Consider the following 12,361-nt stretch of genomic DNA (forward strand, 5'->3'; position numbering starts at 1 on the left):
GCGCGAATGGTGGCGCAAATGTAAAACGAGTTTACCGGTGGGGTCAGAGAGCCGGTAGGGGAACCGCTACCGGCATTTACGGATACAAACGTAGGAGCTTTCTTGATGACTCACACTCAAGGCGCAAGCGGCTCCAGATGCAGCATTACGTAGGGGTTTTTATCGAACTGCCCGACAAGCACCGGCGTTAATCCGCGCCAGCGCGGCTCCTCCAGGCCATCGAATTGCGCCTTGTCCATCACCAGCCACGCCGGCGCCGGCAGCGCTGCGAGGTCGGCAGGTGCCTGGGTGAACAGCGGCACCCGGTCACACTCCACATTGACCATGAATTTGATGGCCTTGGCGTCTTTGCCCAGGCCATGCAACACCAGCGGCGCGGGGTCCTGGCGAATCAGCGCCTGCGCCTCGCGGGCAAAGGTGCGGGTGTCATACAGGCGGCGTTCCAGGGGTTCGACCACCAGGATGTACACGCTCCACACCGCCAGCACCGCGCAAAACGCCGGTCCCACAGGGCGCCAGCGCCACTTCACAAGCATCGCGACGACAACGACCTGCAAGCCGATCAACAGGCCCAACGCGCCCTGGAAATGCTCCACCTGCGCGCCAAAACGATGCCGGGCCACCAGCAGCGCGCCGACCAGCAAACCCGGAGCCAGTGCCCATAACCCCAGCATCAAGCCCCGTAGCCCCTTGAACAGGCGCCCATCCGCCCGATGAAACGGATACGCGGCGATGATCGCCACCATGGGCATCATCGGTAACACATAGCGGGCTTTCTTCGCCTCGGGGATCGATAGGCCCAGCATCACGATCAACCCCGCAGCGATGCATCCCAGCAGCAGTTGCCAGCCGCTATCGGACGCGCGCCGGCCTCTTTGCAGCACCGCCAGCAGCGCCAACAGGGCCAGCGGGTACGCCGGGGCGTAATTGCCCAGGGAACTGCTGAAGTAATACAGCACGCTGCTGGAGCCTTCGCGGCCATCCATGCGCCCGAGGAACTGCATGCGGATCACGTCCTGCATAAAGGCCTCGCCGCCACTGAGCTTGGCCAGCAACAGCAGCAAGCCCACGCACGCCACCAGCAACGCCAGGGCCAGCAGGCCGAAGCTGAACAACGGCCGCCATTGGCGGTTGAGCAGGTAATAGCTGCACAACACCCCAGTGGGGATCACCAGGCCGATGGGCCCGCGAATGGCAAACCCCAGCAGCAACAGGAGCAACAGCCACGGCAGGCGCCGGGGGCTGGCGAAATGATCATGGGCATAGCCCAGGTAAAACACCGCCAGGGTCACCGCCGCCAGCATCTGGTCCAGGGAAACCGAGCGGGTTTCGCTGATAAACGTGCTGCTGAGCAACAGCAACGCGATGCTCAGCAGCGCCCAACGCCGGGAGTAAGGCGCCGTCAGGCGGTAGAGCAGGGCAACGATGACCGCCGCAGCGATGGCCGTCGGCAGCCACGCACTAAGGCTGGTGACGCGCCCCAGGGGCAGCGACAACAGCCAGGTCAGCAGGGTCGAGGTCGAGAGGTAATCGGCATATGGCTGGCCATAGGTGGTGGGGAAAAACCCCGGCCCGTGGCGCAGCATTTCCTGGGCGAACAGCACGAAGCGCGAGTCGAAACCGATAATTGCCTGGTCCCAGTTACCGGCGACAAACAGCAACAGGGCCAGCACCCCGACGCCCCAGGACTGGCGACGCAAGGCAGGCGCGAGCAGCGAGTCCACGCCTCAGGCCTCCAGCAACCGTGGCACCCACTGTTGCTGGGGGATCGGCAACTCGCAAGACTGCCCACGGCCCATGGGGAAGTAGTCAAAGCCCTTGCGCGCCAGGCGCTCGGCGTCATACAGGTTGCGCCCGTCAAAGATCACCGGCGCCTTGAGGCGCGCGTGCAGCAGGTCGAAATCCGGTGCCTTGAACTGCTGCCACTCGGTGCAGACGATCAAGGCGTCGGCGCCGCCCAGGGTCGATTCCGGGGTGCCCATCAGCATCAGGCGCGGGTCATCGCCGTAGAGCTTCTGGGTTTCCTGCATGGCCTCGGGGTCGAAGGCCCGTACGTTGGCCCCGGCGGCCCAGAGCGACTCCATCAGTACCCGGCTCGGCGCGTCGCGCATGTCGTCGGTGTTGGGCTTGAACGCCAGGCCCCACAAGGCAAACGTCTTGCCGCGCAACTCGCCCTTGTAGAACGCCCGGATACGCTCGAACAGTTTGCTTTTCTGGCGCTGGTTGATGGCTTCCACCGCTTCGAGCAGGTCGCTGGAGCAGTTGGCCTGGCGGGCACTGTGGATCAGCGCGCGCATGTCCTTGGGAAAGCACGAGCCGCCGTAGCCGCAACCAGGGTAGATAAAGTGGTAGCCGATCCGCGAATCGGCACCGATGCCCAGGCGCACCGACTCGATATCGGCCCCCAGGTGCTCGGCCAGTTCGGCGATCTGGTTGATAAAGCTGATCTTGGTGGCCAGCATGCAGTTGGCGGCGTACTTGGTCAGCTCGGCGCTGCGCACGTCCATGAAGATGATGCGGTCGTGGTTGCGGTTGAACGGCGCGTACAGGTCACGCATCACCTCGCGCACTTCTTCGCGCTCGCAGCCGATGATGATCCGGTCGGGGCGCCGGCAGTCAGCCACGGCAGAGCCTTCCTTGAGGAATTCCGGGTTGGAGACGATATCGAACACCAGGCTGCGCCCAGCCAGGGCCTTGTCGATATGGGCCCGCAGGGTGTCGCCGGTGCCCACCGGGACCGTGGATTTCTCCACCAGGATCACCGGCTCGACACGATGCCGGGCCACCGCATCACCCACCGACAGTACGTACTTCAAGTCTGCCGAGCCGTCCTCGTCCGAGGGCGTGCCGACCGCGATAAACAACACTTCGCCATGCTCGACCGCGAGTTTTTCCTGGCTGGTAAAGGTCAATCGGCCGTTTTCCAGGTTTTCCCGGACCAGGCTGGCAAGCCCCGGCTCGAAAATGCTCACATGGCCCTGTTGCAGCAGACGCACCTTGTTTTCGTCAACGTCCATGCAGATCACATCGTGACCGACCTCGGCCAATACGGTGGCCTGTACCAGGCCAACGTAACCACTACCAAATACGCTGATTTTCATGGGGCATTCCTGGGGCTTGTATTGCCGATACGACGGGAGTTGATGGTCAAAACGCCGAGGATGACCAGTGCCACCCCCAAGGTCCGTGACAGGGAAAAGGGTTCGTTGAAGCCGGGCAGGCTGGCGGCCAGCAGGTACACCAGGACGTAGCTGATACTCAGCAACGAATAGGCGCGGCTCAGGGGCAGATGCGCCAGCGCACCGAGCCAGCACAGCATCGACAGGGCGTAGGCCACGATGGCCAGGGCCACCACGCCCAAGGCCACGGGATCAACCATGGGCGCGGTGAGCCAGTCGGCGGGCAATGGCAAGCGTGTCATGCTCCAGCGCATGCCCAACTGGGCCGCGCTGACCAGCACCACGCTGGACAACGCCAGGGTGAAACCGCGCAACCGGCTCATACCTGGCCTCCCAGCAGCAGCACGCCGGCCATCACCAGGGCCACGCCGACCCAGTGGCGGCGGTCTACCGGCTCATGGAACACAAAGCGCGCCACCAGGGTGATCAGTACAAAATTCAGGCTGAGCATCGGGTAGGCAATTCCCACTTCCAGGCGTTGCAGCACCAGCAGCCACACCAGCAGGCCCAGGCCCAGGCACAGCAGCGCCAGCCACAGCCAGGGCGAGTGCAGTTTCACGCCCCAGCCCGCCGGCTGGCCACGCCAGCCTTCCACGGCATACTTTTGCGCGATCTGGCCCATGCAGGTCAGCAGGCACGCGGCCAGGAGCAGCAGCAGGCTGATCAAGGCGCCACCTGCGGGAACACCAGGATCACCATGTTGCCTTGCTCGTAGCGCTGGCCATCGCTGGGCAGCAACTCGACTTCACGCACTTCACTCTCGCCCTTGACGCGCATCACCACGCCCACCGAGCCCTGTTTGCGGGCCTCGGTCATCCATTGCTGGACTTGTGTGGTGTCGACCCGGCGCGCAGCGCTGTCAGGGTAGGCCAGGCCGTATTTGACTTCGCCCAGGGTGTCGTACAGCGTCACATCCGGGCGCTTGAGCCGCCACGCCAGGGCGGCGGCTGCGCCCAGGTCGTTGCTCAGCAAACGATTGGTACCTGCCAGTTCCTGGGCGTGATCAATAATGAATTGGTCCGGGGTCTTGTTATTCACCACCGAGTGCGGCAACGCCGCAGGCACCAGGGCCACCAGCAACCAACTGCCCAGGGCCGGCGCCGCCCACAGGCGCAGCGGGCGCGCCGCCTGTAGCAGATTGACGATAATCCAGCCCAGCAACACGATAAACACCAGCACCAGGCTCGACAGTTCCTGCTGGTGGGCATAGATCGGCTTTTTCAGCTGGAAATACACAATTGCCAGCAGGCCCAGCACCCCGAGGATCAGGTTGAGCCAGCCATTGACTTGCAACACCCGGCCACGGGCCTGGGCCAGTTTGTCGGCCAGGGTATGGCCCATCAGCAATGCCAAAGGCAGCAGGCACGGCAGGATGTAAGCCGGCAGCTTGCCCTTGCTCAGGCTGAAAAACGCCAGGGGCATCAGCAACCACAACAACAGGAAGCCAGTGGTGTGCGCACGTTTTTCCTGCCACGCCTGTTTCAGGGTGGAGGGCAACAGGGCCAGCCATGGCAGGCTGAATGCGGCCAGCAACGGCAGGTAGTACCACCAGGCTTCTTCGTGCTGGGCATCTTCACCGGCAAAGCGCTGAATGTGTTCGTGCCAGAAAAAGAAGTTCCAGTAGTCGGGCTCCTGGGCATGCACCATCAGCGCCCAGGGCAGGCTGACCACAATCGCCACAGCCACCGCCACCAGGCCGTAGGCCAGCAGCTCACGCAAGCGCTTTTGCCAGATCATGTAGGGCAGGGCGATCAATACCGGCAGCAGCCAGGCCAAAAAGCCCTTGGTCATGAAGCCCATGGCGCAGGCAAACCCCAACAGGGCCCAGGCGCCTAGGCGCGCCCGCCGGCTGTGGCTGTCGATGCACAGCCATAAGGCCACGCCGCTGAGGTTGACCCAGAAGCTGAACTGCGGGTCGAGGTTGGCGTAGCCCCCCGACATCGCCACGCTGACAAAACTCATGTACAGCACGCTGCTGACCAGGCTCTTGCGTGGATCGTTCCACAGGCGCCGGGCCATGAAGTACACCAAAAGGATGCTCAAGCCCGTGGCCAGCGCAGAGGCCACGCGTACGCCGAACAGGTTTTGCCCGAACAGGGCCTGGCCGAGGGCGATCATCCAGTAACCGGCCGCCGGTTTTTCGAAATAGCGGATGCCCATGAAGTGCGGCGACGCCCATTTGCCGGTCAGCAGCATTTCCTGGCTGATCTGCGCGTAGCGGGTTTCGTCCGGGATCCATAGGCCATGGGTGACCATCGGCAGCAGGTAACACAGGCCGAAGGCCAGTAGGAGCAGGGGCAGGGCCCAACGTCGGATCATGCCTGTTGCACTCCCAGCCAGCCTTCGCGGCCACTGAGTACGCCGCGTGTCAGATGCGCCAGGGGCAAGCTCGCCGGATCGGCCGGCAACAGGTTGCCCAAGGGCTGGAATTGGATGCCGCGCTGCCCTGCCTGGGCGAGCAACTGGCGAAATTCATTAGCCATAAGAATCCCTTCGACTTCTGCGTGGATCGTATAGACGTTGAGTGTCGATTCGGTGAACCGATCAAGAATGAAGCCGTTGAAGTCCTTGGCCGCGACCTGAGGCCCGACCACTTCGTCGAAGGTCGGCAGGTCTACCGGGATCTGCGGCGTGCCGGCGCGGCCATCGGCGAGGATCGGGCGGAACAGGCCGGCGCCGCGACAATCGCTGTTGTAACGCAAGCCAAAGCCTTGCTTGGCCTGCACCACCCGCTCATCGGCACGCCAGCCGGCGGCAGCGGAACATTCCACCGGGGCGCCGAGAATATCGCCCAACGTGTCGAGCCCACGGCGTACCTGCTCCACCAACTGCGCATCGCTCCAGCGCCCGGCATTGGCCTGCCAGCCATGGTGATCCCAGGCATGCAGGCCTACTTCGTGCCCGGCGGCCTTGGCCTGGCGCATCAGGTGCCCCAGGTCGCGGCCAATCGGCTTGCCCGGCCAGGCAGTGCCGGCCAGCAGGATGTCCCAGCCGTACAACCCGGCCGCGTTGGAGCGCAGCATCTTCCACAGGAACTGCGGGCGGATCAGGCGCCACAAATGCCGCCCCATATTGTCCGGGCCGACACTGAAGAAAAACGTCGCCTTGATTCCGGCCTCATCCAGCAACTCCAGCAACCGTGGCACGCCATCACGGGTGCCGCGGTAGGTGTCGACGTCGATGCGCAGACCTGCCTTCATTATTTGCCTGCTTCGCTGGACTGGGCGATTTCCAGCATCGCTTCACGCAGGAAGAAGTCCAGGGTGTTGCCAATGGTTTCGCTCATCTGCACGCTCGGCTCCCAGTCCAGCAGGCGCTTGGCGTTGGCAATGCTCGGCTTGCGGTGCGCCACGTCCTGATAGCCAGTGCCATAGAACGCCTTGCTTTCGACATCACGGAACCCGGCGAATGGCGGGAAGTTACCGCGCAACGGGTGGGCCTCGAACTGACGCAGCAGTTCTTCGCCCAACTGGCGGATGCTCGCTTCGTTGTCCGGGTTGCCGATGTTGATGATCTGGCCGTTGCACGCGTCGTTATCGTTGTCGATGATCCGCGCCAGGGCCTCGATGCCGTCGGCAATGTCGGTAAAGCAGCGTTTCTGCTCGCCACCGTCAAACAAGCGGATTGGCGTGCCTTCCACCAGGTTGAGGATCAATTGGGTGATCGCCCGGGAGCTGCCGATACGCGCCGAATCCAGGCGATCCAGGCGCGGGCCCATCCAGTTGAAGGGGCGAAACAGGGTGAATTTCAGGCCTTTGGCGCCATAGGCCCAGATCACCCGGTCCAGCAGTTGCTTGGAGACCGAGTAGATCCAGCGCTGCTTGTTGATCGGCCCCACCACCAGGTTGGAGGTGTCTTCGTCGAAATTCTGGTCCTGGCACATGCCATAGACTTCAGAGGTCGAGGGGAAGATCACGCGCTTGTTGTATTTGACGCAATAGCGCACCAGCTTGAGGTTTTCTTCAAAGTCCAGCTCGAACACACGCAACGGGTTGCGGGTGTATTCGATGGGCGTGGCGATGGCCACCAGCGGCAGGACCACGTCGCATTTTTTGATGTGGTACTCGATCCACTCGGAGTGAATGCTGATATCGCCTTCCACATAATGGAAGTTGGGGTGGCTGCGCAGGCGTTCGATGGCGTCGGAGCCGATGTCCAGGCCGTAGACCTCGTAGCGATCATCGCGCAGCAGGCGCTCGGACAGGTGGTTGCCGATAAAGCCGTTGACCCCCAGGATCAGCACGCGGGTGCGCCGTGGTTTACCGCCCGACTCGGCGCCGCGCAGGATCGAGCCGTCCACCAGGCCCAGTTCATCGGCCAGGGCCGGGCCGGTCAGGTACAGGCCGTGGTCATTGCGCTGGCCAAAGTTGATGACCAGGGAGTCTTCACCGCAGGCAATGCGCAGCGGGTTGACGCTGATCACGCGACCCGACGCCTGGCCTTCATTGCCCTTGAGCACTTCGGCTTGCCACACGATCAGCTTGTGCTCGCCCACCGCACAGAACGCGCCGGGGTACGGTTGGGTCACGGCACGCACCAGGTTGAACAATTCTTCTGCGGGCTTGCGCCATACGAGCTTGCCGTCTGCCGGGGTGCGGCGGCCAAAGCAGGTGGCCTGGCTTTCGTCCTGGGCGGTTTCGCTCAACTTGCCCTGGGCCAGTTGCGGCAGCGCGTCACGCAGCAACTGGGTGGCGGCCTCGCGCAGCTTGGCGTGGAGTGTCAGGCCGGTGTCGCTGCGTTCGATCATGACTTTTTGCTGGGCAAGAATCGCGCCGGCGTCGGCACGCTTGACCATGCGGTGCAGGGTCACACCGGTTTCGGTTTCGCCATTGACCAGCACCCAGTTGGCCGGCGCGCGGCCACGGTACTTGGGCAGCAGCGAACCGTGCAGGTTGAATGCGCCCTGGCGCGCGGTGGCCAACAGCGCTTCGCCCAGCAGGTTGCGGTAGTAGAACGAGAAGATGAAGTCCGGGTTGAGCTTGGCCACACGCTCGACCCACAGCGGGTGGTTGGCGTCTTCCGGCGCGTGCACCGGGATGCCGTGGCGCGCGCACAGCTGGGCGACCGAGCCGTAGAAGGTGTTTTCCTTGGGATCATCGGCATGGGTGAACACGGCAGCAATCTGGTAGCCCGTGGCGAGCAGGGCTTCGATGCCTGCACAGCCAATGTCGTGGTACGCGAAGACAACAGCTTTTGAACTCATGACGAAACCTGACTGGAAGAGGAAGTGGACGATTGGGAAGAGGGCAGGCCATCAACGATGACCGCTGGCGCAGGGGCTGTCGGCTCGTTGCGCAGCACCTTTTCAATAAAGAAGCGTGGGCGGGCGCGCACATCGCTGTACATGCGCCCCAGGTATTCACCCAGCAGGCCCATGCCGATGAACTGCCCGCCAGTAAACACAAACAGCACGGCGAACAGCACGAACAGGCCATCGCCGGCCCAATCGGCACCAAAGGCCAGGCGCATGACGATCAGGGCAAAGGCAAACAGCATGCCCAGGGCCGCCAGGCTGAAACCGACGATGGACAACAGGCGCAGGGGCGTGGTGGTCATGCACGTCAGCAGGTCGAACATCAGGCTGATCAGGCGCATGGCGCTGTATTTGGATTCGCCATGTTCGCGCTCGGCGTGGTGCACCAGGATTTCCGTGGTATGGCGGGCGAAGCCGTTGGCCAGGATCGGGATAAAGGTGCTGCGTTCACGGCAGGCGAGCATGGCGTCGACGATGGTGCGCCGGTAGGCACGCAGCATGCAGCCGTAGTCGGTCATGGCCACGCCGGTCGAGCGCTGCACGGCCAGGTTGATCAGGCGCGAAGGCCAGCGGCGAAAGGCCGAGTCCTGGCGATTGTTGCGCACGGTCGCGACCACGTCGTAACCCAGGGCGGCTTGCTCGACCAGGCGTGGAATCTCTTCGGGCGGGTTTTGCAGGTCGGCATCGAGGGTAATCACCACCTCGCCCCGACATTGTTCAAACCCGGCCATGATCGCGGCGTGCTGGCCGTAGTTGCGATTGAGGATCACTGCTACCACATGGCTGCCGGGCTCGCTTGCCGCGTCTTCCAGCAGTTGGGCGGAACTGTCGCGGCTGCCGTCGTCCACCAGGATGATTTCGTACGCATAGGCCAACTGCTCGCATGCCGCACGGGTACGGCGCAGCAGTTCGGGCAGGCTCTGTTCTTCGTTGTAGACCGGGATAACGATCGACACGCAATGAATAGGGTAGGGTTTCAAAGATTCATGACCTCGGGTTAGAGCAACTTTGAGCGTAGAGATGACAACAAACAGCGGATGAAAGTGCAGGCAGTTCAATAAAAAAGAGCCGCGTGCAGAGCCACCCTGAGTAAAGCCCATAACGGCCAAAGGTAAAGCATTATCAAGGAGTTAGTCAGCAAAACCCGGCTTTCCCCAAGTATTGCGGCCAAGATTAAGCGCAAATTTGTCCAGCGAATATGAAAGGCAGATGAAAAACTCGTTTATTTGGTGGGCAGACAGCTAGTGTTCAGCTAGACAATAAAGAACGCAGACAAACGATAACTGTTTACACGTAGTCCTAATCCGTAAGTGCTTTAGTGCGTATTCGCGCTGATTTAACCGGGTTGGCAATCCATGGCGATTGAACAATCTTCTCAGCAACACCCTGCAAGTGCCGGTAAAGTAGGCGGTCTCTTGCCAGGGTAGTCGGATGAATAGCGTGCAGTTTTTACGGGGCCAGTTAAGGCCGGTGTTGATAGTGATGTGGATGACCCTGGGGGCTGCCCAGACTGCGGGCGCTGCCGAGCAAGTGAGCCTGACGCCGCTGGCCCAGGTTCCGCCCGGGGTCGAGGTGCAGGGCAAGCAAGTGGCAGCGTACAGCTGGGATGACCGCCAGGGTCATAACCTGCTGGTACTGGCCGAGCAGGAAGCAGGCGAGCGCGATGACGACGGCACGCAATCGGCGTCGATCTATGCCGCGCAGTACCTGTTGGAAGGGGATCGCCCCAAGCGCCTGTGGATGCTGCATGACGATGTGCAGCGCTGCGAGTTCGACGCCGGCCTGCACTTCGATAACGCCGCGACCCGCGTCACCGACCTGCTGGGTGACGGTCTGAGCCAGGTGACCGTGGGCTATTCACGCACCTGCACCAGTGATGTCAGCCCCCGTGAGTTCAAGCTGATCATGCACATCGGCAAGGCGCACAAGTACGGGCTGCGTGGGGTCGACCGCTACGGCGCCAGTTGGTGGGACGAGGAGGCCGGCGCGCTGCGCGGTATGCCGCTGCCCACCGATTGCACGGTTGCCGCGCAGCAGGCCCTGGTCAGTCAATACCAGGAGCAGGGCACCGACCTGCCATTGCCAGGCTGCTACAACGACGAGCAAGACTTCGCCAAGGCGCCCGCCAAGCTGCTGGTTTTCATGCGCCAGCAGTGGTTTGCGCTGATGCAAAAACAGGACGCCGACTGGAGCCAGCAGCAGAGCCCGGCACCGGCCGAGGATGAGCCCTAGTTTGGTATGCGGCGCCGACCTGCGTTAGACTCGGCGCTCGCCAAACCAATAAATACCGAGATTAAACATAGGCTTAGTCTCGATATTTAATCTCAAGGCTGATCTATTTTGACTGAGATTTCCCGCAACCCCCTGACCCTTTATCTCGCGCGCCTGGCGCCCTCCAGCCAATTGACTATGCGCTACGTGCTGCAAGACGCCGCCGACCGCCTGGGTTTCGAAGAAATCAACCTGGAAGATATCGACTGGCATCTGTTGCAACCCGAACACGTGATGGCCCTGGTCGCCGTGTTACGTGAAGACGGGTACGCGCCCAACACCTCATCGCTGTATGTCAACGCCGTGCGCGGGGTGATGAACGAAGCCTGGCGCATCAGCCTGATCAGCCAGGAACACCTGCTGAAGATGCGCTCGGTCAAAGCCACCGCCGGCACGCGCCTGAGCCAGGGACGCAACCTGCGCCGCACCTTGATCCGCGAACTGATGGACGTCTGCGCTGCCGATCCAAGGCCCCAGGGCCTGCGGGATGCGGCAGTGATCGCAATCCTCTATGGCTCGGGGATGCGCAAGTCAGAGTCGGTCAACCTCGACCTGGCCCAGGTGAACTTTGCAGAGCGCAGCCTGCGGGTGATCGGCAAGGGCAACAAGGAACTGGTCAAGTACGCGCCAGCCTGGGCGTTTGCCAAGTTGCAGGCCTGGCTGGAATTTCGCCGCGAGCATCTAAAGGACGGGGAACAGGACGATAGCTTCCTGTTCAACCGCATCCGCCGTGGCAGCCACATCACCCGCGAACGCATTACCAAACATGCGATTTACTACATCGCCCGCCAACGCGGCGAGCAGGTGGGCGTGAAGATCATGCCCCATGATTTCCGGCGATCATTCATTACCCGGGTGATCGAGGAGCATGACTTGTCGATTGCGCAGAAACTGGCGCACCACACCAATATCCAGACCACCGCCAGCTACGACGTGCGCGATGACAACGAGCGGCGGCGGGCGATTGATCGATTTGATCTTTGATTTTTCAGACTCAGGAAGTAAGCATGACTACAAGCATTAATGATTTCTGGTGGGCAACCCTGCTTGCACTGAGCGGCTGGGGTGCGATCGCCTTTTTGATCGGGTGGCGGGTACGTTCCGGCAAGGTCTTTAAGGGCATCACGGCGGCGAAACAGAATATCTACCTGGGGTTGATTCTGGTGGTTGTTTCTATGGTCCCGCCTGGTGTTTCGTGGTTCAAATACATGGATTTCAAAGAGCAGCGGCAAGCTGAGTCCCAAGAAACAGCGCAAATGAACCAGCGCCTGCAAGCCGATACCGACGAAAAAAAATGCGCTGCGCTCAAGGCTCAGAACCAGGAATGCGCGCAAAAAAAAGACCAGCAGAGGCAAGAGGATGATGGCGAAACGCTATACACCATCATGGCTAAAATTGTCGATATGATCGGCGTGTTTGTGGGCTTTCTCGGGGGTGCGCTGGGGGTCAATATCTTGTCTGAAGGCCTGTTCAGGAGAGACAAGACACTGCCTGAGCCCCTGGAGCCTTCGCCGATGTATGTGAAGCGAACCATCACCTACGAAGGCGGCAAAATACACCATGAGACCATCATGGAATATCGCCCATCCAAACCAGAGTAGGGGATAGGCACAACCCCGCAGATCAAGTGCAGGCGCTGTCGAGCCGCTATCGCAGA

Annotated in this window: 11 protein-coding genes; 3 read left to right on the forward strand and 8 right to left on the reverse strand. The window is 61.8% G+C overall.

Annotation, left to right across the window (positions count from 1 at the left end; translation table 11 throughout):
* Positions 1–116: 116 nt before the first annotated feature.
* Genes HBO19_RS08930 through arnC form a run of 8 tightly spaced genes read right to left on the reverse strand, consistent with a single transcriptional unit; the run spans position 117 to position 9,413 of the window.
* A complete protein-coding gene (locus HBO19_RS08930) occupies positions 117–1,724 on the reverse strand; it encodes a glycosyltransferase family 39 protein (RefSeq protein ID WP_170057318.1) in 1,608 nt (535 codons plus the stop codon).
* Between the two features lie 3 nt (positions 1,725–1,727).
* Positions 1,728–3,101, reverse strand: a complete 1,374-nt coding sequence (locus HBO19_RS08935) for a UDP-glucose/GDP-mannose dehydrogenase family protein (RefSeq protein ID WP_169951734.1) — start codon at positions 3,099–3,101, stop codon at positions 1,728–1,730.
* On the reverse strand, positions 3,098–3,502 hold the full coding sequence (gene arnF, locus HBO19_RS08940) for a 4-amino-4-deoxy-L-arabinose-phosphoundecaprenol flippase subunit ArnF (RefSeq protein WP_170057319.1): 405 nt from the start codon (positions 3,500–3,502) through the stop codon (positions 3,098–3,100). Before arnF ends, HBO19_RS08935 begins: the two co-directional genes overlap by 4 nt.
* The gene (gene arnE / locus HBO19_RS08945; RefSeq protein ID WP_170057320.1) at positions 3,499–3,846 is read right to left on the reverse strand and encodes a 4-amino-4-deoxy-L-arabinose-phosphoundecaprenol flippase subunit ArnE; all 348 of its coding nucleotides are present in this window, start codon (positions 3,844–3,846) and stop codon (positions 3,499–3,501) included. The genes arnF and arnE overlap by 4 nt, the downstream gene beginning before the upstream one ends.
* On the reverse strand, positions 3,843–5,498 hold the full coding sequence (arnT, locus tag HBO19_RS08950; RefSeq protein WP_169951729.1) for a lipid IV(A) 4-amino-4-deoxy-L-arabinosyltransferase: 1,656 nt from the start codon (positions 5,496–5,498) through the stop codon (positions 3,843–3,845). The genes arnE and arnT overlap by 4 nt, the downstream gene beginning before the upstream one ends.
* Complete coding sequence (gene arnD, locus HBO19_RS08955; RefSeq protein WP_170057432.1) at positions 5,495–6,382, reverse strand: 4-deoxy-4-formamido-L-arabinose-phosphoundecaprenol deformylase; 888 nt, start codon at positions 6,380–6,382, stop codon at positions 5,495–5,497. Before arnD ends, arnT begins: the two co-directional genes overlap by 4 nt.
* Complete coding sequence (gene arnA / locus HBO19_RS08960) at positions 6,379–8,382, reverse strand: bifunctional UDP-4-amino-4-deoxy-L-arabinose formyltransferase/UDP-glucuronic acid oxidase ArnA (protein ID WP_170057321.1); 2,004 nt, start codon at positions 8,380–8,382, stop codon at positions 6,379–6,381. The genes arnD and arnA overlap by 4 nt, the downstream gene beginning before the upstream one ends.
* Positions 8,379–9,413, reverse strand: a complete 1,035-nt coding sequence (arnC, locus tag HBO19_RS08965) for an undecaprenyl-phosphate 4-deoxy-4-formamido-L-arabinose transferase (RefSeq protein ID WP_169951725.1) — start codon at positions 9,411–9,413, stop codon at positions 8,379–8,381. Before arnC ends, arnA begins: the two co-directional genes overlap by 4 nt.
* A gap of 451 nt (positions 9,414–9,864) precedes the next feature.
* Between arnC and HBO19_RS08970 the strand changes: the two genes are divergently transcribed.
* The 3 genes from HBO19_RS08970 (at position 9,865) to HBO19_RS08980 (ending at position 12,305) form a co-directional block, all read left to right on the forward strand.
* Complete coding sequence (locus HBO19_RS08970; RefSeq protein ID WP_170041391.1) at positions 9,865–10,665, forward strand: hypothetical protein; 801 nt, start codon at positions 9,865–9,867, stop codon at positions 10,663–10,665.
* A gap of 108 nt (positions 10,666–10,773) precedes the next feature.
* Positions 10,774–11,688 carry a tyrosine-type recombinase/integrase gene (locus tag HBO19_RS08975; RefSeq protein ID WP_169951721.1) on the forward strand — a complete coding sequence of 305 codons (915 nt, stop codon included), beginning with the start codon at positions 10,774–10,776 and terminating at the stop codon, positions 11,686–11,688.
* 23 nt (positions 11,689–11,711) lie between these two features.
* Complete coding sequence (locus HBO19_RS08980; RefSeq protein ID WP_170057322.1) at positions 11,712–12,305, forward strand: hypothetical protein; 594 nt, start codon at positions 11,712–11,714, stop codon at positions 12,303–12,305.
* Positions 12,306–12,361: the final 56 nt, after the last annotated feature.

The organism is Pseudomonas sp. WS 5021 (genome assembly GCF_012985535.1).
GTDB lineage: Bacteria > Pseudomonadota > Gammaproteobacteria > Pseudomonadales > Pseudomonadaceae > Aquipseudomonas.

Excerpts from the sequence above, each read along its gene's own strand:
- HBO19_RS08970 (WP_170041391.1), top strand. The coding sequence starts at position 9,865 with ATGAATAGCGTGCAGTTTTTACGGGGCCAGTTAAGGCCGGTGTTGATA.
- HBO19_RS08980 (WP_170057322.1), top strand. The coding sequence starts at position 11,712 with ATGACTACAAGCATTAATGATTTCTGGTGGGCAACCCTGCTTGCACTG.
- HBO19_RS08935 (WP_169951734.1), bottom strand. The coding sequence starts at position 3,101 with ATGAAAATCAGCGTATTTGGTAGTGGTTACGTTGGCCTGGTACAGGCC.
- arnT (WP_169951729.1), bottom strand. The coding sequence starts at position 5,498 with ATGATCCGACGTTGGGCCCTGCCCCTGCTCCTACTGGCCTTCGGCCTG.
- arnA (WP_170057321.1), bottom strand. The coding sequence starts at position 8,382 with ATGAGTTCAAAAGCTGTTGTCTTCGCGTACCACGACATTGGCTGTGCA.
- arnF (WP_170057319.1), bottom strand. The coding sequence starts at position 3,502 with ATGAGCCGGTTGCGCGGTTTCACCCTGGCGTTGTCCAGCGTGGTGCTG.